18 protein-coding genes are annotated in these 19,066 nt (G+C 68.9%); 4 read left to right on the top strand and 14 right to left on the bottom strand.

Going from position 1 to position 19,066, the window contains the following annotated elements; translation table 11 throughout:
• Positions 1-19 precede the first annotated feature (19 nt).
• The 6 genes from dhaM to CFN17_RS08050 form a co-directional block, all read right to left on the bottom strand.
• Positions 20-685 carry a dihydroxyacetone kinase phosphoryl donor subunit DhaM gene (dhaM, locus tag CFN17_RS08075; protein WP_208750897.1) on the bottom strand — a complete coding sequence of 222 codons (666 nt, stop codon included), beginning with the start codon at positions 683-685 and terminating at the stop codon, positions 20-22.
• Positions 682-1,308, bottom strand: coding sequence for a dihydroxyacetone kinase subunit DhaL (gene dhaL, locus CFN17_RS08070; protein WP_208750896.1), 627 nt, complete (start codon positions 1,306-1,308; stop codon positions 682-684). Before dhaL ends, dhaM begins: the two co-directional genes overlap by 4 nt.
• A 2-nt stretch (positions 1,309-1,310) precedes the next feature.
• The gene (gene dhaK, locus CFN17_RS08065; RefSeq protein WP_208750895.1) at positions 1,311-2,312 is read right to left on the bottom strand and encodes a dihydroxyacetone kinase subunit DhaK; all 1,002 of its coding nucleotides are present in this window, start codon (positions 2,310-2,312) and stop codon (positions 1,311-1,313) included.
• A 98-nt stretch (positions 2,313-2,410) separates the two neighbouring features.
• A complete protein-coding gene (locus CFN17_RS08060) occupies positions 2,411-2,704 on the bottom strand; it encodes a hypothetical protein (protein WP_208750894.1) in 294 nt (97 codons plus the stop codon).
• A 104-nt stretch (positions 2,705-2,808) separates the two neighbouring features.
• Positions 2,809-3,318, bottom strand: a complete 510-nt coding sequence (locus tag CFN17_RS08055) for an amino-acid N-acetyltransferase (RefSeq protein WP_208750893.1) — start codon at positions 3,316-3,318, stop codon at positions 2,809-2,811.
• A 61-nt stretch (positions 3,319-3,379) separates the two neighbouring features.
• On the bottom strand, positions 3,380-5,500 hold the full coding sequence (locus CFN17_RS08050) for a prolyl oligopeptidase family serine peptidase (protein WP_208750892.1): 2,121 nt from the start codon (positions 5,498-5,500) through the stop codon (positions 3,380-3,382).
• A 152-nt stretch (positions 5,501-5,652) separates the two neighbouring features.
• Between CFN17_RS08050 and CFN17_RS08045 the strand changes: the two genes are divergently transcribed.
• Positions 5,653-6,099: a ubiquinol-cytochrome c reductase iron-sulfur subunit gene (locus tag CFN17_RS08045; RefSeq protein ID WP_208750891.1), complete on the top strand. Its 447-nt coding sequence runs from the start codon at positions 5,653-5,655 to the stop codon at positions 6,097-6,099.
• A gap of 78 nt (positions 6,100-6,177) precedes the next feature.
• Here the strand turns inward: CFN17_RS08045 and CFN17_RS08040 are convergent, their stop codons facing one another.
• The 4 genes from CFN17_RS08040 to lysS all read right to left on the bottom strand — a co-directional run bounded on the left by CFN17_RS08040 (position 6,178) and on the right by lysS (position 11,215).
• Positions 6,178-8,670, bottom strand: coding sequence for an ATP-dependent Clp protease ATP-binding subunit (locus CFN17_RS08040; RefSeq protein ID WP_208750890.1), 2,493 nt, complete (start codon positions 8,668-8,670; stop codon positions 6,178-6,180).
• 347 nt (positions 8,671-9,017) lie between these two features.
• Positions 9,018-9,344 carry an Lsr2 family protein gene (locus CFN17_RS08035; RefSeq protein WP_208750889.1) on the bottom strand — a complete coding sequence of 109 codons (327 nt, stop codon included), beginning with the start codon at positions 9,342-9,344 and terminating at the stop codon, positions 9,018-9,020.
• A 153-nt stretch (positions 9,345-9,497) separates the two neighbouring features.
• A complete protein-coding gene (locus tag CFN17_RS08030) occupies positions 9,498-9,680 on the bottom strand; it encodes a hypothetical protein (RefSeq protein WP_208750888.1) in 183 nt (60 codons plus the stop codon).
• A 2-nt stretch (positions 9,681-9,682) separates the two neighbouring features.
• A complete protein-coding gene (gene lysS / locus CFN17_RS08025; protein WP_208750887.1) occupies positions 9,683-11,215 on the bottom strand; it encodes a lysine--tRNA ligase in 1,533 nt (510 codons plus the stop codon).
• Positions 11,216-11,344: 129 nt separating this feature from the next.
• On the opposite strand from lysS, the gene CFN17_RS08020 reads away from it, so the two are divergent.
• From CFN17_RS08020 to CFN17_RS08010, 3 genes are all read left to right on the top strand, one after another.
• Positions 11,345-12,325: an alpha/beta fold hydrolase gene (locus CFN17_RS08020; protein ID WP_208750886.1), complete on the top strand. Its 981-nt coding sequence runs from the start codon at positions 11,345-11,347 to the stop codon at positions 12,323-12,325.
• Between the two features lie 31 nt (positions 12,326-12,356).
• Positions 12,357-12,983 carry a thymidine kinase gene (locus tag CFN17_RS08015; protein WP_208750885.1) on the top strand — a complete coding sequence of 209 codons (627 nt, stop codon included), beginning with the start codon at positions 12,357-12,359 and terminating at the stop codon, positions 12,981-12,983.
• Between the two features lie 61 nt (positions 12,984-13,044).
• Positions 13,045-13,878, top strand: coding sequence for an alpha/beta fold hydrolase (locus tag CFN17_RS08010; protein WP_208750884.1), 834 nt, complete (start codon positions 13,045-13,047; stop codon positions 13,876-13,878).
• Between the two features lie 103 nt (positions 13,879-13,981).
• Here the strand turns inward: CFN17_RS08010 and CFN17_RS08005 are convergent, their stop codons facing one another.
• The 4 genes from CFN17_RS08005 to CFN17_RS07990 form a co-directional block, all read right to left on the bottom strand.
• Positions 13,982-15,508 carry a DHA2 family efflux MFS transporter permease subunit gene (locus CFN17_RS08005; RefSeq protein WP_208750883.1) on the bottom strand — a complete coding sequence of 509 codons (1,527 nt, stop codon included), beginning with the start codon at positions 15,506-15,508 and terminating at the stop codon, positions 13,982-13,984.
• A 137-nt stretch (positions 15,509-15,645) separates the two neighbouring features.
• Positions 15,646-16,548, bottom strand: a complete 903-nt coding sequence (gene panC / locus CFN17_RS08000; RefSeq protein ID WP_208750882.1) for a pantoate--beta-alanine ligase — start codon at positions 16,546-16,548, stop codon at positions 15,646-15,648.
• A 1-nt stretch (position 16,549) separates the two neighbouring features.
• Positions 16,550-17,470, bottom strand: a complete 921-nt coding sequence (locus tag CFN17_RS07995) for a Rossmann-like and DUF2520 domain-containing protein (protein WP_208750881.1) — start codon at positions 17,468-17,470, stop codon at positions 16,550-16,552.
• On the bottom strand, positions 17,463-19,049 hold the full coding sequence (locus CFN17_RS07990) for a PH domain-containing protein (RefSeq protein WP_208750880.1): 1,587 nt from the start codon (positions 19,047-19,049) through the stop codon (positions 17,463-17,465). Before CFN17_RS07990 ends, CFN17_RS07995 begins: the two co-directional genes overlap by 8 nt.
• Between the last annotated feature and the right edge of the window lie 17 nt (positions 19,050-19,066).

Raw genomic sequence — 19,066 nt, 5'->3', positions numbered from 1 at the left:
CAGCGGCCCGCGCCCGGGCCTACGGCTCACCGAATCCCGAGCTGATCAGGCGTTCCAGGTAACCGACCGCCTTGGCGGCGTCGGGGCCGCTGGCCTCCACGTGCAGCACTGTTCCTTTGCCGGCGGCAAGCATCATGAGTTCCGTCATGGACGCACCGTCGGCGCCGTTGACGGTGACGTCGGCGTCCATCCCGGACAATCCGCCGGCAATCTTCGCTGCCGGCCGGGCATGCATGCCGGCCTGGTTGACGAGTTCGAAGTCACCCGTGGCCTCCGGGGGAAGGTGCTCGTGCGGATGCGTCGCCGCGGCCGGCGGCCGGTAGACCGCCTCGGCGGCCTCTTTGACGGCTTCCGCATCGGCCCCGGCCTGGGCCGCCACCGCTGCCGCCACCAGTCCTTCGATGAGCGGCGCGTCCGCGAGCAGCACGGACCCCGGATCCGCCGCGAACTCGGCCGCCGACTCGGCGGTCATCACCGCGGAGCCGAGGTCGGTGAGCACCACAACGCCGTCGCCCGCGGCCTGCTCCAGCGCCGCCATGACCTTCTCCAGGCTCGTGCCGATCCGGCCGTCGTCGGTACCGCCGGCGGGGATGATGGCAACGTCCGGCGCCATCTGCGCGGCGAGCTCGGCGGCGCCGTCGGCAATTTTCCCACTGTGCGAGACGACGACCAGCCGGACGGTCACTCGGCCGCCCCGGCCGCCGCGCGCAGGATCAGCGCGCTGGAAACCGCCCCGGGGTCCCGGTGGCCGATGCTGCGCTCCCCCAGGTAGCTGGCGCGGCCCTTGCGGGCCAGCATCGGATCCGTGGAGACCGCGCCGGCCTCCGCGGCGTCGGCCGCGGCCAGCAGCACTTTCAGGACATCGCCGTTGCCGGCCGCTACAGCGGCTGCCTCGATCGCCGGTGTCCAGGCGTCGACCATGGTCTTGTCGCCGGATTCGGCCTTGCCGCGGGCAACGATGCCGTCGCGGGCGGCCTGCAGGGCGGCGGCCAGGGCCGGCGCGTCGATGTCGGAGGTGTCTCCCAGCGCGGTGGCGGCCCGGAGGAAGGCTGTGCCGTACAACGGTCCGGCAGCGCCGCCGACCTTGGACATCAGCGTCATCGCCGTCAGCTTCAGGGCCGCGCCCGGGGTCTCCGGCGGGACCTCGGCGAGCTTGACCATCACCGCTTTGAAGCCGCGGTCCATGTTTTCGCCGTGGTCCGAGTCCCCGATCGGCCGGTCGAGCTCGATCAGCTCCACCCGGTGATCCGCCATCGCCTGCGCTGACAGGGTCAGCCAGCGCACGGCCCAGCCGACATCCAGCCCCACGGTCAGACGCCCCAGCGAAGGGCCGGCGTGTGCACGGGCGCGTCCCAGAGGGAAGTCATCTCGTCATCGAGGCGCAGGACAGTGATGGAGCAGCCCTGCATTTCCAGCGACGTGATGTAGTTGCCCACGAGCGAGCGCGCCACGGTGATGCCCTGCTCCGCCAGCCTCTGTGCGGCCCGGCGGTACACGATGTACAGCTCGCTCGCCGGCGTGCCGCCCATGCCGTTGACGAAGAGAAGGACTTTGTCTCCCGAGTTGAGCCCGAGGTCGCTGACCACCGGGTCCAGGAGGCGGTCGGTGATGCCGTCGGCGTTTTCCATCGGAATCTTGTGCCGTCCCGGCTCGCCGTGGATGCCGATCCCGATCTCGATCTCGTTTTCCTCGAGTTCAAAGCTGGGGACCCCTGCGTGCGGCACGGTGCAGGCGGTCAGTGCCACGCCCATGCTGCGCACGTTCTGGTTGACGCGGTCACCGATCGCGGCCACGGCGTCCAGGTTGTCGCCGCGTTCGGCGGCCGCACCGGCGATCTTCTCGACGAGCACGGTTCCGCCCACACCGCGGCGGCCGGCGGTGTACAGCGAATCCTGCACGGCGACGTCGTCGTTGACGAGGACAGTGCGGACTTCGACGCCTTCGGCCTGGGCGAGTTCGGCGGCGGTTTCAAAGTTGAGGACGTCGCCGGTGTAGTTCTTGACGATGTGCACGACGCCGGCACCGGAGTTCACGGCGAGCGTCGCCGGCAGGATCTGGTCCGGGGTGGGCGAGGTGAACACGGCGCCGGGAACGGCGGCGTCGAGCATGCCCATCCCGACATAGCCGCCGTGCAGCGGCTCATGGCCGCTGCCGCCGCCGGAGACAAGGCCGACTTTCCCGGCCACGGGCGCGTCCTTGCGCACGATGTACTTCGGGTCCGGGAAGACAGTCACGAGGTCGGCATGCGCAAGCCCGAACCCTTCCGCTGACTCGTCGACCACGGCTTTGGGATCATTGATCAGTTTCTTCATGGCGGTGCTCCCTGGATGGTGTCCTGGCTGCTTGCTTAGACCCTACTACCGGGGCCGGGCCGGCGGTAGGCTCGCGTTCCCGGGCAATTTGGCGGCGTTCAGGCCTTCTTGTCGGCCCACGCCGGGAAGTGCGGCCACGCGTCGCCGCCCAGCCAGGAGAACGGCGGAGCGGCGAGTCTGCCCTTGCGGGCGCGGGTTGCGGGCGGCGGTGGCGCAGGTGCCTCAGGCTCCGGGTTGGCGGCCTTTTCCGTGGCAACCGGATCCAGCGCCGGCGGTTCGGCGGCGACCGGGGCCGGCGACGGCAGGTCCTGCGCCCCCACGGCCTGGCCCGGCGGCGCTGCCGGGGCACTGGCGGCTGGACTGCGAAAAGCGGAGAAATCGGGGAAAATCACGTCGTTATGCAATTTTTTGCCTCCGAAAGTTTGGTGGCCCACCCCCTGGGCCGGGATCAGTTTATCCACCAAATTTATTGAAGGGAAGCCTTGGGGCGGCCGCACTACAGCGCCTTGATCATCCTTGTGTTGCCCAGGGTGTTCGGCTTGACCCGGGCCAGGTCGAGGAACTCGGCCACGCCTTCGTCATGGGAGCGCAGGAGTTCGGAATACACCACGGGGTCCACGGCGGTCTGGTCGGCCATGACTTCGAAGCCGTGCTTCTTGAAGAAGTCGACCTCAAAGGTCAGGCAGAAAACGCGGGATACGCCCAGGGCGCGGGCCTCCTCCAGCAGGCGTTCGACCAGCGCGTGGCCCACCCCTTTGCCCCGCCAGGCGTCCGCGGCCGCGAGGGTGCGCACCTCGGCAAGGTCCTCCCACATGACGTGCAGGGCACCGCAGCCGATGACCTCGCCGTCGTCCGATTCGGCAATCCGGAATTCCTGCAGGCTTTCGTAATAGGCCACCGTTTCCTTGGCCATGAGGATCCGCTGTTCGGCCAGCGGCGCCACGAGGGTCTTGATGGCGGCGACGTCGCCGGTGCGGGCAGGGCGGATGCGGATCGTCTCAGTCACAGCCCAATCTTACGGGGGCTCCGGGTCCGGCAGGCCCGCGGCCGGACCCGGGCCCGCGGCGTCAGAGCCCCAGCTCGTCGGGGACGGGGATGTCTTTTTCCAGCAGGTTCCTGGCCAGGAAGTGCTCCACGACGCCGTACCAGACCTTGGCATGCTGCGGCTGCAGGATCCAGTGGTTCTCGTCCGGGAAGTATAGGAAGCGGTGGTCGGTTTCACCGTTCTCGTCGGCCGCGAGCTGCGACTTCGCGAGCAGTTCGTACCAGAGCCGGAGCCCCTCGCCGATCGGCACGCGGTAGTCCTTGTCCCCGTGGATGACGAGCATCGGCGTCCGGATGTTCTCCACGTGCAGATGCGGGGAATTCTCCATCGCCATCCCGGCCGACATTTCCTTGAGCCAGTACTGCGCGGCGTCCGTGGTGGGACCGAACTGGTCCAGGGCCCAGAGGCTGGCGTGGGTGACGATTGCCTTGAAGCGGTCGGTGTGCCCGGCCACCCAGTTGGCCATGTAGCCGCCGAAGGAGCCGCCCATGGCCGCTGTGCGGGTCTCGTCAATGTCCGGGCGCTGCACCACGGCGTCGGTGATGGCCATCAGGTCCGTGAACGGTGCTTTGCCCCATTCACCCCAGCCGCGCTGGATGTAGTCCTGCCCGTATCCGGTGGAGAGGGCAGGGTCCGGCAGCAGCACCGCGTAGCCGCGGGCCACCAGGAGCCAGGGGTTCCAGCGCCAGGTCCAGGCGTTCCAGGAGCCCAGCGGGCCGCCGTGGATCCAGAGCAGCAGCGGTGCAGGACTCGCGGCCGAGGCCCCCTCAGGAAGCGCCAGGTACGCGGGCACCCGTGCGCCGTCCGGCGCCGTCGCCTCCACCCGTTCCAGCCTGCCCTTGTACAACGGGCGCGCCGCCGGCGCCTGCAGGCGTACGACGCCGCCGCCGGCGAGGTCGATCCGCACGGGTTCGGCGGGGAATTCGTAAGAGCTGCGCAGGGCGTAGGCGTTGTGCCCGTCCGGTGCGATTACGACGTCGGTGTAGGCGGCGGCGTCGTCCGTCAGGCGTGAGACCTGGACTGCCTGGCCGGGTTCCGCCGCCACCGGGATCCGGAAGACCGGCGCGGCGCCGTCCTCGTCGGCGGTGACAAGCAGGGCCGAGCCGTCCGGCAGCCACGCGGCGGGGCGGGCCCAGCGGTCCCAGTCGTGGGCAAGCGGCGTCAACGCGCCCTCGCCTGCCGGTGCGCCGACGTCGAGGAGGTGGAGCTTAATCTGCGGGGCCGCAACCGGTGTGGTATCGCTTTCACTGACCACCACGAGGGTGCGGTTATCCGGGCTGACCGGCCCGGGGAAGTAATTGATCCCGTCCGTGTCCAGCAGCACTGTCCTGGTGCCGGTGGCGACATCGATGGCGACCAGCAGGGAGCGGGAATCCGCCCCGGCCAGCGGCTTCATGAAGCTGCTGTAGATTGTCTTGCCGTCCGGGCTGATCACCGACTCGGCGTCGCGCAGTCCCGCGCCGGCGTCGGGCGTCAGGTTGCGGAGCTCTAGCGGCGGCGCGGCGTCGACCGTCCCCGGTTTGCCGGCCGCCGTTTCTTCCCCGGGGCCGACGGCGAACAACCGTGGCTGGGCGGGGCCGAGGTCGGCGTCCCAGTAGCGGACGGGGTAGCCGCTGTGCAGGATGGCGGCGACCTTCTTGTCCTTGCGGGCCTTGCGGCGCTCCTCGTCGTTGTCCTCGTCGGTGGCGCCGGCCAGAACCGCGGCCGCGGCCACCAGCACGTCGGCGTCCCTCGCAGCCAGGATCCCGCTGACTCCGCCGGCGCGGGTCAGGGCCACCCGGGCTTCGCCGCCGCCGGCCGGCAGCACCCACAGGGCGTTGACGGGATCGGCGTCGGGGCTCTCCGGGTCCGGACGGGCCGAGGTGAAGTACAGGTCACCGTTGGCGGCAAACACTGCGCCCGCTTCGCCCTTGGCGCTGCGCGTGATGCGGCGGGCCTGGACCTCTCCCCGCGGATCGATCTCCCACAGGGCCGTGCAGTATTCGGTTCCCTTGGCGTTGAGGGTGGCGACGGTGGTCACCAGCCGCGCGCCGTCGGGGCTGAGGGCCAGACCACTCACCCGCGGGATGGCGAGGTAATGGTCCAGATCGTGGAACGGGGTCTCGGGTTGTTCGCTCAGGGTCTCTGAGTCCTTGGCAGCCATGCACCGATTCAACACCGCTTGTGGCATCGATCACAAAAAGTTCACTGAGAGTGAACCAGCCCCTTCACTGGACCCGTCCCCGGAACACCGCCACGGGCGCCGGCAGTCCCGGATTGCAGGAACTTTTCAGCCGGACTTGGCATGCTGGGTCCATGAACCCTGACAAGTCCCTGCCCAGACGTTCCATGCTGCTCGGCGCGGCCGCCACGGTTGGCGGCGGCCTGGCCCTGTCCGCATGCTCCGTAGCACCGACAGACAGCGCTGCCCCGACGACGGCCCCCGGCGCACCGGAACCGGCCGGCACGCCTGTCCGGATCGGCAAGCTCACCGACATCACCGTGGGCTCCACCGCCACCGGGAACGCCAACGGCAAGACGGTCGTCGTTTTCCGGCCTGAAGACCGCAAGGTCCTGGCCTACGACGCGACCTGCACGCACGCCGGCTGCCCTGTCGCCCCGTCCGGCCAGGACTTCGAGTGCCCCTGCCACGGCTCCACTTTTAAGGGAGCGGACGGAAGCGTCATTTCCGGGCCGGCCCGCCGCCCCCTCGCGCCGCTGACCGCAGCCATCGACGGGGACTGGATCACCGTCACCGCCTGAGGACCGCCGCCCGGCGCCACAACGCAGAAGGCCCCGGCCGCTCCATTAGGAAGCGGCCGGGGCCTTTGGCATTCGCGGCTAGACGCTCGGGGCGATTTCCGGGATGCGCGGCTTGGCGTTGCCGGCGAAGGTGAACTTCGCGTCGTCGCCCTCGCCTTCAACATCCACCACCACGATGTCGCCGGAGTGCAGTTCGCCGAAGAGGATCTTCTCGGAGAGCTGGTCCTCGATCTCGCGCTGGATGGTGCGGCGCAGCGGCCGGGCACCCATGGCGGGGTCGTAGCCGCGGGTCGCCAGGAGCACCTTGGCCGCCTTGGTCAGTTCGATGCCCATGTCCTTGTCCTTGAGCCGCTTCTCCAGGCGGGTCACGAACAGGTCCACGATCTCGATGATCTCGTCCTGGGTCAGCTGCGGGAAGACCACAACGTCGTCAACACGGTTCAGGAACTCGGGGCGGAAGTGCTGCTTCAGTTCTTCCGTGACGCGGGCACGCATCCGGTTGTAGCCGGTCTGGGTGTCGGTTCCGGACTGGAAGCCGGTCGCGACGCTCTTGGAGATGTCCCGGGTGCCGAGGTTGGTGGTCATGATGATCACGGTGTTCTTGAAGTCCACCACACGGCCCTGGGAGTCGGTCAGGCGGCCGTCTTCCAGGATCTGCAGCAGCGAGTTGAAGAGGTCGGCGTGCGCCTTTTCCACTTCATCGAACAAGACCACGGAGAACGGACGACGCCGGACCTTCTCGGTCAGCTGGCCGCCCTCTTCATAGCCCACGTAGCCCGGAGGTGCACCGAAGAGCCGTGACACGGTGTGCTTCTCCGAGTATTCGGACATGTCCAGGGTGATCAGCGCGTCTTCCTCGCCGAACAGGAACTCCGCGAGGGCCTTGGCGAGTTCGGTCTTGCCGACGCCGGTGGGGCCGGCGAAGATGAACGAGCCGCCGGGACGCTTGGGGTCCTTCAGGCCGGCACGGGTGCGGCGGATCGCCTGGGAGAGGGCCTTGATGGCCTCGTCCTGGCCGACCACACGCTTGTGCAGTTCGTCTTCCATCTTCAGCAGGCGCGAGGACTCTTCCTCGGTCAGCTTGAAGACCGGAATGCCGGTGGAGTTCGCCAGCACCTCGGCGATGAGATCCTCATCAACTTCGGAGATGTCGTCCATGCCGCCGGTCTTCCACTGGCGTTCCTTCTCGGCGCGCTCGGCAATGAGCTTCTGCTCCTTGTCGCGCAACGACGCGGCACCTTCGAAGTCCTGCGCGTCGATCGCGGATTCCTTCTCCAGCTTCATGGCGGCGATCTTCTCGTCCATGACCTTGAGCTCCGGCGGAGCGGTCATGCGGCGGATGCGCAGCCGCGCACCGGCCTCGTCGATCAGGTCGATCGCCTTGTCCGGCAGGAACCGGTCCGAGATGTAGCGCTCGGACAGGCTGGCCGCGGAGGCGAGGGCGCCGTCGGTGATGGTGACGCGGTGGTGGGCCTCATACCGGTCGCGGAGGCCCTTGAGGATTTCGATCGCGTGCGCGACGGAGGGTTCCTTGACCTGGATGGGCTGGAAGCGGCGCTCCAGCGCAGCGTCCTTCTCGATGTGCTTGCGGTACTCGTCCAGCGTGGTCGCACCGATGGTCTGGAGCTCGCCGCGTGCCAGCATGGGCTTGAGGATCGAGGCTGCGTCGATGGCGCCTTCGGCGGCACCGGCACCCACCAGGGTGTGGATCTCATCGATGAACAGGATGATGTCCCCGCGGGTGCGGATCTCCTTGAGGACCTTCTTCAGGCGCTCTTCGAAGTCACCGCGGTAGCGGGAGCCGGCCACGAGGGACCCGAGGTCCAGGGTGTACAGCTGCTTGTCCTTGATGGTCTCCGGGACATCGCCGCGGACGATCGCCTGGGCCAGGCCTTCGACGACTGCGGTCTTGCCGACGCCGGGCTCGCCGATCAGCACCGGGTTGTTCTTGGTGCGGCGGGAAAGGACCTGCATGACGCGTTCCATTTCCTGCTCGCGGCCGATCACCGGGTCCAGCTTGTTCTCGCGCGCGGCCTGGGTCAGGTTGCGGCCGAACTGATCCAGGACCACGGACCCGGCAGGGGTGCCCTCGGCCTGGCTCGAGCCGACGCCCGCGCCCGTGGCTTCCTTGCCCTGGTAGCCGGAGAGCAGCTGGATGACCTGCTGGCGGACACGGTTGAGGTCGGCGCCGAGCTTGACGAGCACCTGCGCCGCCACGCCTTCGCCCTCACGGATGAGGCCGAGGAGGATGTGCTCGGTACCGATGTAGTTATGTCCCAACTGCAGGGCCTCCCGGAGGGAGAGCTCAAGGACCTTCTTGGCACGCGGGGTGAAGGGGATGTGGCCCGACGGCGCCTGCTGGCCCTGACCGATAATCTCCTGCACCTGCTCGCGGACACCGTCGAGCGAAATGCTCAAGGATTCAAGGGCCTTGGCGGCAACACCTTCACCCTCATGGATCAGACCCAAGAGGATGTGTTCGGTACCAATGTAATTGTGGTTCAGCATGCGTGCCTCTTCTTGGGCAAGCACAACTACGCGACGGGCACGGTCCGTAAATCGCTCAAACATTTCGCCACACTCCTAGCTACGACGTACTTTGATGCTACGTGGCCGGGTTCCAGATTTGGGGCTTGTTCGCCACAGGGGAAACCGGAGGGTTGACTGCTGCCACCGGGGCCCTCCCGGCACCTGCCCCCGGCAGGCCCCGGAGGGCGCTCCGCGGGGCCCGAACCCGGCGGAGCGGGCCGGCGGCCTGCCCGGGAGCAGGGGCCGGAGCGGTGGGCCGGCGCGCGGGCACCGGCGGCATGGCAATGCCCCCGCCGGAAAGACGGGGGCACTGTCATTTATTGCGCGGCGTTGCCGCCTTTGAACGTGGCGAGGGGCTTTGAAACCGTGTCCTGCCGCGCGCCTCCGGGCTAGGAATTAGCCTTTTGGTAAGCTTCCTGAATTTCCGCCTGGATACGCCCGCGGTTGTTTACCGCATACCCGTTGTCGCGCGCCCACTGACGGATCTGGGCAGAGTCCTGATTCCGGCCGGTGGAAATTTTCGTGCGCGTGGCGCGCCCGCTTGACGTCTTGCGGGCGTGCGTCACAAATCGCTCCACGGCGCCGCGGAGTTCTGATGCGTTGCTGGCCGACAAGTCGATTTCGTAGCTCACGCCGTCAAGGCCAAACCGGACAGTTTCGTCTGCGGATCCCCCATCCAGATCATCCACGAGGATGATTTTTACTTTCTGTGCCATAAAAGACTCTCTTTCCAAATGGACGAGTGTTTAGAAAAGCAGGATGTATCTGTAAAAAGTATCCTCCGCGTTACAGCAGGGAGTCAAAGCGTAAAACTGCGCCCAAGGAAAGCCGCAGACGGCAATAGGGCACTATTACCAGTTTTCGGGGAATTAGCCGCCAACGGGCCCGGAATCCGGACGCTTGATTTGGGCTTCCGCCCGGGCCTCCGCTTCGGCGTGGGCGCGGGCCTCGGCCTGCCGCTCGGATTTGTCGGCATTGAATATCGATTTCATGGCAAACCAGAAAAGCAGGCCCACCACGATTGGGGGCAGCAAGACGGCGATGTAGTCCATGCTCAGTGTCCTTCGGGCTTCAGCAGGGGGAACAGGATGGTCTCGCGGATGCCGGCACCGGTGAAGAGCATGACAAGGCGGTCGATGCCCAGACCGATCCCGCCCATGGGCGGCGCGCCGTATTCGAGGGCACGGAGGAAGTCTTCGTCCAGCTGCATGGCTTCCACGTCACCCGCGGCGGAGCGGCGGGACTGCTCGGTGAGCCGTTCGCGCTGGATCACGGGGTCGATCAGTTCGGAGAACGCGGTGCCGCGCTCCATACCGCCAATGATGAGGTCCCAGGCCTCGATCAGGCGTCCGTCCTCGCGGTGCTGGCGCGCCAGCGGCTGGGCCGACGGCGGGTAATCGTAGACGAACGTGGGATTCAGCAGCGTGGGCTCCACGAGTTCGCCGAAAAGTTCGACGACGAGCTTCTCGGCGTCCCACCCGGCATCGACCTTGACCTCGTGCTTGGCGGCCAGTTTCAGCAGTTCTTCGGCTGGGGTGTCGGGGGTGACTTCCTGGCCGACGAACTCGGAGAGTCCAGGGTAGACCGCCATCCAGGCCCAGTCGCCGTCGAGGTTGATCTCCCCCGCCTCGGTCTGCAGGACGCGGCCCGCACCGGCGGCGTCGGCGGCATCCAGGATGATTTCCTTGATCCGGTCGGCCATGACGAACTGGTCCGCCCATGCCTCGTAGGACTCCAGGGTGGTGAATTCCGGGCTGTGCGTGGAGTCGACGCCCTCGTTGCGGAAGACCCGGCCCATGTCGTAGACACGGTCGATCCCGCCGACAACCGTGCGCTTGAGGTAGAGCTCGGTGGCGATGCGCAGCGTCATCTTCTGGTCGAAGGCGTTCATGTGCGTCTCGAAAGGCCGGGCCGTGGCGCCGCCGTGGACCAGCTGCAGCATGGGCGTTTCCACCTCGACATAGCCCTGGCGGTGCAGGGTTTCGCGGATGGAGCGGGTGATCGCGGCGCGGGTGTAGACCATCTCGCGGGCCTCGTCACGGACAATCAGGTCGACGTAGCGCTGGCGGACGCGGGTTTCCTCGTTCAGTTCGGCGTGCAGCACGGGCAGCGGGCGCAGTGCCTTCGAGGCCATGGTCCAGGAATCCGCCATGACGGACAGCTCGCCGCGGCGCGAGGAGATGACTTCGCCGGTGATGAAGACGTGGTCGCCCAGGTCCACGAGGGCCTTCCAGTCCGCGAGCGCTTCCTCGCCTACGTTTGCCAGGCTCAGCATCACCTGCAGCCGGACGGCCTTGCCGTCCAGGCCGCCCTCCTGGAGGGTGGCGAAGCAGAGCTTGCCCGTGTTGCGGATGAACACGATGCGGCCGGTGACGCCGACGACATGGCCGGTGGTCTCGTCGGCCTGCAGGTGGGCGTATTTCTCCCGGATTTCCGTGAGCGAGTGTGAACGCTCGACACCCACCGGATATGCCTCGACGCCGCGTTCGATCAGCTTGGCGCGCTTCTCCATGCGGATGCGCGTCTGTTCGCTGGCATCGTGCGGCTCGGCGGCGGTGTTCGGGGCAGGGGTGTTTTGGGAAGTCACAATCCCCAAGTTTACCGCCGATTTCCGCCCGGCCGGGTCCCCGGGGTCCCGGCCGGGTTCCGCCCGGCGGCACCCGGGGGTGCACCAGCGCAGGCGGGGCGCCCAGGGCGCGGGAATAGACTCAGGGCTGTGGAGACGTGGACTGTGAGGACAGACGACGCCGAGGGGCGCCTTGAGGTGCATACATTCCGTCCGGCGGGACACGGGCCGGGCGGGCCCGGGACCGGGGTCGTCGTCGTGCACGGAACGCTGGTCACGGACGCGCTGTACCAGCCGTTTGCCCGAAAACTCGCCCGGCTGCTGGACCGGCCGGTGCATTGCTATAACCGGCGCGGCCGCGCCGGTTCCTCGCCCCAGCCGGCCGGCTATTCGGCTGCCACCGAAGTCGCCGACCTCGCCGCCGTGCTCCGCGAGACGGGCGGCAGCGATGTCGTGGCGCATAGCTATGGCGGCTTCGTGGCCCTCCAGGCCGCCCGTAGCTTACCCATCCGGCGGATGGTGACTTATGACGCGGCCGTCAGCCTCTCCGGCAGCCTCACCCAACGCTGGCGGCCCGAGCTCGAGCGCTCGGTGGCCGCCGGGAAGCTTGACGAGGCTTGGGCCCACCTGGTGCAGGGACTTGAGACGGCGGGTCCGGTGTCCCGGCTGCCCCTGGGCGCGTTGCGCATGCTGAGCATCCTCTCGGCCCGGACCAGCCTGGGCGCCGAAATGCGGGACCTGCTGCCCACTGCCGTTGCGGAAATGCGGGCCGTGCTGGCGGCCGACGCCGAGCTCGACGATTTCGTCGGCATCACCACCCCCACGCTGCTGCTCAGCGGCGGCTGGAGTCCCGGATATTTCGCCGAGACCGGCCGCCAGCTCGCCGCCGCCGTCCCCGCAATGACCTTCGCCGTGGTTCCCGGGCAGCTGCACGAGGGCCCCATCCGGCCGGGGAACCGGCTGGCGCTCAGGGCTGCACGGTTCCTGCTCGGCGGTCCGGGCGCCGCATCCCCGGCGCCCGGCCGCGGGACCGGCAGCATGGCGGGCGGCAGGATGGGGATCATGGCCGGCGGCATGCCCGCGTTCCCGGGGCGCTTCCCGGGCCGCCCGCGGCGCGGACCGGCCAGCTAGAATCGGGGGCGACCCTTTCGAAAGGACCCCCTTGGCCAAGCTTTATTTCCGCTACGGCGCCATGAACTCCGGCAAGTCCACGGGCCTGCTGCAGGCGGCGTTCAACTATGAGGAGCGCGGGCAGCGGGTCCTGCTGGCCAAGCCGGACGTGGACACCAAGGGCGACGCCGACGTCGTGTCCCGGCTGGGCATGACCCGGACGGTGGACTTCCTGATCCCCGCCGGCGCGTCCGCCCGCAAGCTCTTCACCGACCAGGCCCACGGCGACGATCCCGATGCCCTGCTCCAGCACGTCGACACCCCGCCCGTGGCCTGCCTGCTGGTGGATGAGGCCCAGTTCCTGGAGCCGGAGCAGGTGGATGATCTGTTCCGCATCGCGGTCCTGGACGACGTCCCGGTGCTTGCCTACGGGATCCGCACCGACTTCCGGACCCGCGCCTTCCCCGGGTCCCTGCGCCTGCTGGAGATCGCGCACACCCTTGAAGAACTCAAGACCATCTGCCGGTGCGGGCGGAAGGCCATCTTCAACACCCGCCGGATCGGCGACCAGGTGGTGTTCGACGGCAACCAGGTGGCGATCGACGGCCAGGACGTCTGGTACGAGTCGCTGTGCGGTTCCTGCTACCTCGAAGTTTCCGGCGGCCGGCTGGGCAGCTAGGGGCTCCCGCACCCCACGGCAACTTACTGCAGCGGGGCGCGGGCTCGGCTAGGCTCGGAGCATGACCCGCGAGAACATCAGAACCGCCGACGGCGGAACGATCGAGCTTTTCAGCACGGGCGCCGAGCTCGCCTCGGCCGGTTCGGGCATCGTCGTCGTGCCGGCCTCCATGGTGACGGCTGCCGACTACACGCGTTTCGCGCAGAAACTCAGCGCGTCCCTGGGCCGGCCGGTGCACACCTTCAACCGGCGCGGCCGCGGTTCGTCTTCCCCGCAGCCTGAGGACTACACCCTGGACGTGGACATCCGCGACCTCGACGCCGTCATGAAGTACACGTCCAGCACGGATGTCTTCGGGCACAGCTTCGGCGGGGCGGTGGCCCTGCACGCGGCCCGCACCCTGCCGGTGGAACGCCTGGCCGTGTACGACCCCGCCGTGTCCGTCAACCACAGCGTCACGGCGGACTGGACCGCCGAATACGAGCGGGCGACCGCGGCCGGCGACGACGACCGCGCCCTCGCCGTCCTGCTCAAGGGCCTGGAGACCGGCAGTGCGCTGTCCCGGATGCCGCTGTCCATGCTGACGCTGGCGAACAAGCTCTCGGCAGGGACCCCGATCGGCAAGCAGCTGCGCGACCTCATGCAGACCGGTGTCCGCGAGATCAAGGCGATCATCGCCGCCGACATGCCGGCCGAACCCTTCCTGGAACTGCCGCTGGAGACGCTCATCATCGTGGGCGAAAAGAGCCCGGCCTACTTCGGTGTGGCCTGCGCCCAGATCCACGACGTCCTGTCCGGCTCCAGCTACACGATCCTGCCGGGCATGGGCCACGACGGCGTCAACAAGGCCCCGGACAAGCTCATCACCGAGCTCAGCGCGTTCTACGCCGGCTGACCGTCCGCCCCGACACAGCAACGCGGGGTCACTTAGCGCCGATTCCGGATCCGGACCGGCGCTAAGTGACCCCGCGTTGTTGTTTGCGCTGCTGTTTGCGCTGCTAGTGGGCGGCGGGGTGGGCCGCGCCTTCGGTCTTGCGCATCATGGCGGACAGGACGACGGCGGCGACCGATATGACGGCCGCCGTCAGGAAGGCGGCGTGCATGCCCGCAACCATGCCCGACGCTGCCGCGACGAAGGCGTAGATCGAGACCAGCAGCGCTGTGCCGGCGGCGCCCGCCACCTGCTGCAGCGTGCTCAGGATGGCGGAGCCGTGTGAATACAGGTGCGGCGGCAGCGGGTTGAGCCCGGTGGTGAAGGCGGGCGTGAACAACAGCGCCAGGCCCAGGCTGAGCATCACGTGCAGGGCAATGATCCACGCCACCGGGGACGCGGCGTCGAGCATGGAGAACTGCCACAGCGCCAGGACCATCATGACCGAACCCGTCACGGTCAGTGGCAGCGGCCCGACCTTGTCGAAGAGGCGGCCGATCACGGGGCCCAGCAGGCCCATGGCGAGCCCCCCGGGCAGCAGCACCAGACCGGTTTCGAGTGACTTCAGGCCGCGGATTTCCTGCAGGTACAGCGGCAGGAGGATCACCGCGCCAAACAGCGCGATCATGGCCACGACCAGCAGCAGCACAGACACCGTGAACATCCGGAAACGGAAGGCCCGCAGGTCCAGCAGGGGCCGGTCGCTCTTCTGCAGCGCCAGCTGGCGCAGAACGAACGCTGCCATGGCCACGACGCCGACGGCCAGCGCCAGCACCGCGGGCGTTCGGGACTCGGCGTCGCCGCCGCCGATCTGGCTCAGCCCGTACACCAGGCCACCGAAGGCGGGGATGGTGAGGATCACCGAGAGAACGTCCAGCCTGGTCTTCTCGGTCTCGCCGATGTTGGTCAGGTACCTGGCCCCGATGACCAGTGCGGCGAGGGCGATCGGCAGCACGAAGACAAACATGAACCGCCAGGAGAAGTGCTGCAGGATCAGCCCGGAGACTGTGGGGCCAAGCGCCGGCGCGACCGAGATGGCGATACTGACGTTGCCCATGACGGCGCCGCGGCGTTCCAGCGGAACGAGCGTAAGGATGGTGGTCATGAGCAGCGGGAGCATGATGGCCGTTCCGCCGGCCTGGACAATGCGGGCCAGCAGCAGGACTCCAAAGCCCGGCGCGACGGCGGCCAACAGCGTGCCGCCGGAGAACAGCCCCATGGCGAGCAGGAACACGGCCCTGGTGGACAGCCGCTGCAGGATGAACCCGGTAGTGGGAATGACGACGGCCATGGTCAGCATGAATCCGGTCGACAGCCACTGCACCGTGGGCGCAGTGACGCCCAGGTCCACCATCAGCCGCTGCAGGGCCACGTTCATGATCGTCTCGTTGAGGATCACGACGAAGGTGGCCACTAGCAGAGTGGCGATGATGGTGACAGACTCCCGCGGCATCTTCACCGGCGCTGACGGCGCTGCCTGCGCTGCCTTCACTGTCGATGCGGCTGGCGCGGCAGGCGCCGCCGGCGCGGGGCCGGCGGGAGCAGGGCCCGGTGCGGTGGCGTCCGCGGCGTTGGAAGAGACGTCTGTTGACATGGGAATTCCCCCAGGGAGTTGCGAGTGAGTCCGGCCGTGTGGGTCCGGTGAGGCAGGCGTCGGCGCTGCTGCAGGTGCCAACAGTCTAAGCCCCGGCCGCATTCCCGTCACCGGAAAAGCAACGCGGGGTCAGGAGTTCAGGCGTTCAGCGGCACGTTGTCGATCAGGCGGACGGGACCGACCTTCGCGGCGATGATCGCCAGGCCGTCGCCGCGGAACGGGGTCTCCCGGCAGTTCTCGGCGAGGGGTTCCAGGGTCCGCGGATCGACGACGTCGAAGTAGTCCAGTTCCACGAGCGGCTGGGACCGGACCAGGGCCTGCGCGGAGTCGAGGTCCAGGGGCTTGTGGGCGTTGGCCCGGTCCTCGATGAGCCGCAGCGCCCGGGAGAGGACCAGGGCGGCCTCCCGTTCCGCGCCGGAGAGGAAGCGGTTGCGGCTGGACAGGGCCAGGCCGTCGGCCGAGCGCACGATCGGCACGGGCACGATCTCCACAGGGAAGTTCAGGTCGGCCACCATGCGCTGGACGAGTGCGAGTTGCTGGGCGTCCTTCTGGCCGAAGTAGGCGCGGTAGGCCGGCTGCCCGCCGCCGGGCAGCCCCGTCCCGGGGATGCCGTAGTGAAGCAGTTTGGCGACGACGGTCAGGGCGCCGTCGAAGTGCCCGGGCCGGGACGCTCCCTCCCACTTGTCACCGAGCGGGCCGGCGGTGATCCGTACGAGGGGCTGCCCGCCGGGGTAGACCTCCTCGACACCCGGGGCGAAGGCCAGGTCCACGCCCTCGGCGTCGAGCAGGGCGAGATCGGCCTCCAGCGTCCGGGGGTAGCGGTCCAGGTCCGCGGCCTCACCGAACTGCAGGGGGTTGACGAAGATGCTGGCCACCACGACGTCGTTCTGGGCGACGGCGGTCCGGGCCAGCCGGGCATGTCCCTCGTGCAGGGCGCCCATGGTGGGCACAAGCCCTTGGGATGCGCCGGCTTTCTGCTCCAGGAGCCGCGCGCTTGCGGCGCGCAGTTCGGCCGCCGTGGTGACGAGTTGGATTGCCATGTCAGGGTCCTTCCGGGGCCGGCGGCCCGTCCTGGCCGGGTCCGCCGAGCGCCTGTTCGATGCCGTCGAGTTGTTCCGGCTTCAGCAGCCCGCGGCTTCCTGCCCGGCGGGCTGTCGCACGGGCCATGGCCAGGTACGCCTCCAGAATATCGCCGGCCGAACCGGCGTCGTATTCGCGGAGGGCGGCGGCGTGCGCTGCCACGGTGCCTGCATCCCCCCGCGCCACGGGACCGGTCAGGGCCGTTTCGCCGGAGGCGAGCGCGTTCTCCAGCGTGGCGCGCAGCAGCGGTCCCAGCATCCGGTCGGGGGCCTCGACGCCCACTTCGCGCAGGAGTTGCGAGGCCTGCGCCACGAGGGTGACCAGATGGTTGGAGCCGTGCGCGAGGGCGGCGTGGTAGAGGACGCGGTCGGCCTCGGCGATGGCCACCGGTTCGGCCCCCATTTCGACGACGAGTGCCTGGGCGATCGGCAGCATCGCGGCATCGGCCGTGACGCCGAACGTGCAGTCCAGGAGCCGGGTCAGGTCCAGGCTCATGCCCGTGAACGTCATGGCGGGGTGCAGCGCAAGCGGCACGGCACCGGCGGCACGGACCGGGTGCAGAATCCCGACGCCGAAGCGCCCTGAGGTGTGCGCCACCAACTGGCCGGGCTGCCAGGCGCCGAGCTTGGCGAGGCCCTGCACGAGGGGGCCGAGGGCGTCATCCGGAACGGCGAGGAGGACCAACTCCGCGCGTTCGACGATGTCCTGGACATCCAGGACCGGGACGCCGGGCAGGAGTGTTTCGGCGCGTTCGCGGCTCGCATCCGATACGGCGGACACTCCGATGACGGCGTGTTCGGCTCCGCGCAGGGCCGCCCCCAGGACGGCGCCCACCTTCCCGGCGCCGATGATTCCGACGCCGAGGCGTCCTGGTTTAGCCATGATGCGGGCCTTTCTGGAGGTCGTCTTGAGGGGGGCCGGATTTTGGCACGGTCGTGGCGGGCGGTTCCATCCAGTGCTCGCTCTTCTGGCGCCGGCGCGCGGCGCGGGCCCGGGCGGCCTGGGCGTCCAGCAGTTCCCGGGCTTCGTCGAGGCCGGCGTGGATGAGGCGCGGGGAGACCGGACCCGCCGTGGTGTGCAGGACCAGGTCCGCCACCCGGAACCTCCGGGCCAGCGGCCCCTGCTCCAGCGCCATGGACTGGGTCCGCTGGTGCGGCACCACCACGAGGCTACGCCACCACCGGCCGGACCTCAGGAGCAGTGCGGTGTCCGTGGCGGTGTAGCCGTTGCGCCGCCAGCCCAGCGGCGCCAGCAACCGGGCCCGGCGCGGCGTGGTGACGAAGCCGTCGTCGGTGCCCTGCGGGCCCCCGGCGTCCGGGTCTGCGGGGCGAGGGGCCATGCCGGTGATTCCCGCCGTGAAGACCCGCACCGGGTCCGGGGTTCCGGGCTCGGGGAGCACCAGGGCCAGGAGCGCCAGGACGTCGGCAAAGGACCCTACCGGCAGCAGGGTGGTCCGGGCCGATCCTTCGCCGGGGCTACCTGCCAGGCCGTAGCCGGCCACATTGACCTGCATCCGGTACCAGCCGAACACCCGCCACAGGGGCGGCTGGCTGACTTTCAGCGCCTGGATCCTGCCCGGCGGAACGGTCTGGGCCTGCGTGTCCAGCAGACCGTAACGCAGCCGGAGGCCGTCCGGGGAAACGGCCGCGGTGAAGTTGTAGCCCCGGTTGAACGTTGACCAGTATGACGCGATGAGCCCGATCGCGGCCGGGATCAGGAAGACCGTGAAACTCCTGTTCTCGGTGACGGCGGAGAGCAGCACCGAGCCGATGCCGCCGGCCATGATGGCGACGCTCTGCTCGCTCAGGAGCACCGAGCCCAGCAGGCGCGACGGCGGCACGGTCAGTACCGTCCGTTCCGGCGCTTCGACGGCGGCGGGCTCCGGTTGCCCGGGGCGCGGCGGCGCCTGGGTCCCGCCGCCGGGCCCCGCAGGGGCGGCCGGACCGGCCGGAGTCGTGGCACCGGAGGCGCCGGCGAGGATCGTGGCGCGGAGCCGGCGGGCCTCGTCCGCGCGCAGGTAGGCAAGGTGCACGGCCGATGCGCCGGCGTCGGCGACCTCGAACCGCAGTTCCGCGAGCCCGAAGATCCGCGCGAGCAGGGGCTGCACGACGTCGATTGCCTGCACCCGGTCCAGCCGGGCCTGCCGCTGCTGTTTGAACAGGAACCCGGAGTTGACGCGCACGTAGCCGTCCGCCACCTGGTAGCGGGTGAAGTACCAGCTGAGGATAAAGCCGGCCACGGCGAGAACCAGGAGCGTGCCGCCGCCGAGCAGCAGCCACGGCGCGCGCCCGGCGAACCGTTCGTCGAACAGCGGGCCGCCCTGGAGCAGGCGTTCGAACGTGTCGCGGCCGAAGAAGAACAGCAGCGCGGCCAGCGCCACCCAGCCGCGGACAAAGGGCGACGCCGGGTGGACGCGGTGCCAGCCGGCGTCGGCCGTTCCGCCCTCCGGTGTCAGGGCCATGCCGTCATTGCCTCCCC

Origin of the sequence: Arthrobacter sp. PM3, from assembly GCF_003352915.1 — a bacterium.
Taxonomy (GTDB): Bacteria; Actinomycetota; Actinomycetes; order Actinomycetales; family Micrococcaceae; genus Arthrobacter.
Note: the sequence above shows the minus strand (reverse complement) of the source record. Positions and strands in the feature narration are given on the sequence as shown.

Bases quoted from the DNA above. Each gene is read 5' to 3' on its own strand.
- dhaK (WP_208750895.1), bottom strand. From the start codon at position 2,312: ATGAAGAAACTGATCAATGATCCCAAAGCCGTGGTCGACGAGTCAGCG.
- CFN17_RS08050 (WP_208750892.1), bottom strand. From the start codon at position 5,500: ATGGCTGCCAAGGACTCAGAGACCCTGAGCGAACAACCCGAGACCCCG.
- CFN17_RS08045 (WP_208750891.1), top strand. From the start codon at position 5,653: ATGAACCCTGACAAGTCCCTGCCCAGACGTTCCATGCTGCTCGGCGCG.
- CFN17_RS08040 (WP_208750890.1), bottom strand. From the start codon at position 8,670: ATGTTTGAGCGATTTACGGACCGTGCCCGTCGCGTAGTTGTGCTTGCC.
- CFN17_RS08035 (WP_208750889.1), bottom strand. From the start codon at position 9,344: ATGGCACAGAAAGTAAAAATCATCCTCGTGGATGATCTGGATGGGGGA.
- CFN17_RS08030 (WP_208750888.1), bottom strand. From the start codon at position 9,680: ATGGACTACATCGCCGTCTTGCTGCCCCCAATCGTGGTGGGCCTGCTT.
- CFN17_RS08010 (WP_208750884.1), top strand. From the start codon at position 13,045: ATGACCCGCGAGAACATCAGAACCGCCGACGGCGGAACGATCGAGCTT.
- CFN17_RS08005 (WP_208750883.1), bottom strand. From the start codon at position 15,508: ATGTCAACAGACGTCTCTTCCAACGCCGCGGACGCCACCGCACCGGGC.
- panC (WP_208750882.1), bottom strand. From the start codon at position 16,548: ATGGCAATCCAACTCGTCACCACGGCGGCCGAACTGCGCGCCGCAAGC.
- CFN17_RS07995 (WP_208750881.1), bottom strand. From the start codon at position 17,470: ATGGCTAAACCAGGACGCCTCGGCGTCGGAATCATCGGCGCCGGGAAG.
- CFN17_RS07990 (WP_208750880.1), bottom strand. From the start codon at position 19,049: ATGGCCCTGACACCGGAGGGCGGAACGGCCGACGCCGGCTGGCACCGC.